The organism is Agromyces binzhouensis (assembly GCF_004135055.1).
Taxonomy (GTDB): domain Bacteria; phylum Actinomycetota; class Actinomycetes; order Actinomycetales; family Microbacteriaceae; genus Agromyces; species Agromyces binzhouensis.
The window spans coordinates 1-1071 of the sequence record NZ_SDPL01000667.1 but is presented as its reverse complement, the minus strand read 5'-3'; the positions used below and the strand labels follow the sequence as shown (position 1 = coordinate 1071).

At 74.9% G+C, this 1071-nt stretch carries 1 pseudogene; it reads left to right on the top strand.

What is annotated here, in order from left to right:
- Positions 1-15: 15 nt before the first annotated feature.
- Positions 16-1071 (top strand): annotated as a pseudogene (locus ESO86_RS19525) (hypothetical protein); the annotation flags it as partial.

Below are 1071 nucleotides of genomic sequence, written 5' to 3'. Positions count from 1 at the left end.
CCGTTGCCGCCGCACGTGGGCGCGGCTCCCGAGACGCCCGTCCGGGGTGCCGGGCCGGGCGCGGCGCCTCCCACGGCTCCGCGCCGTTCCGGGGTCCAGGTGCTGCTGCTCGCGCTCGGCGTCGTGCTGCTCTCGGTCGCCGCGATGGTCTTCCTCTTCTTCGCGTTCGTCGTCGCCGACCTCGAGATGCGGTCCCTCATCACCGCCGCGGTGAGCGTGATCGTCCTCGTCCTCGCATGGTTCCTCCGCGCCCGACGGCTCCCGGGCACCGCCGAGGGCGTGTCGGCCGTCGGCGCCGTCCTCCTCGTCCTCGACGCCTGGATCATCCGGGCGAACGGCCTCTTCGGAACGGAGCGCGTCGAATCCGCGGCTTACTGGGGCGCGGCGCTGCTGGTCGTCGCAGCGGTCCTCGCGGGCGCGGGAATCCTCAGCCGACTGCGCCTCCCGAGGCTCGCGGCGGCGGCGCTCGCACCCGCGGGCGTGTTCCTGGGCGGCTTCGCCATCGCACCGGACGACGAGGTCGCCACGGGACTGTGGCTCGGTGGGACGGCAGTCGCCCTCCTCGGCGCGGCATCCCGGTTCATCGGGCCGAGGCCCGAGCGGATCATCGTGCGCACCTTCGGCTTCACCGGCGGCGGGATCGCCCTCGCGACCGCCGCATGGGCACTCCCGTCCGTCGGGCTCGGGGCGTTCTGGTCCTTCCTCGCGGTCGCGCTCGTCTGGGCTGTCGTCCTCATCGCATCGCCGTCGTCGGCGGCAGGGACGAGCGGATGGCGCGTCCTCGCGTCGGTCGCCGTCGGCCTCAGCGTCCCGCTCGCGTTCGTCCTGGGGATCGCGCTCGACCGTGGGACGACGACGGTCTGGCTGGCACCCGGACTCGCCGCGCTCGTGACCTGCGCCATCGCGGCGACCAGGAGGATGGGCGCAGTGCGCCGCGACGCGCTGCCCGCACTCCTCGCAGCCTCCGCGGTCGCACTCGCCGCGACGCTCCCGGCGCTCCTCATCGCGCTGGGCGGCCTGGCGAGCCTCGCCTCCGACGTGATCGGGCTGTGGGCGCTCAGTGCGACCGCG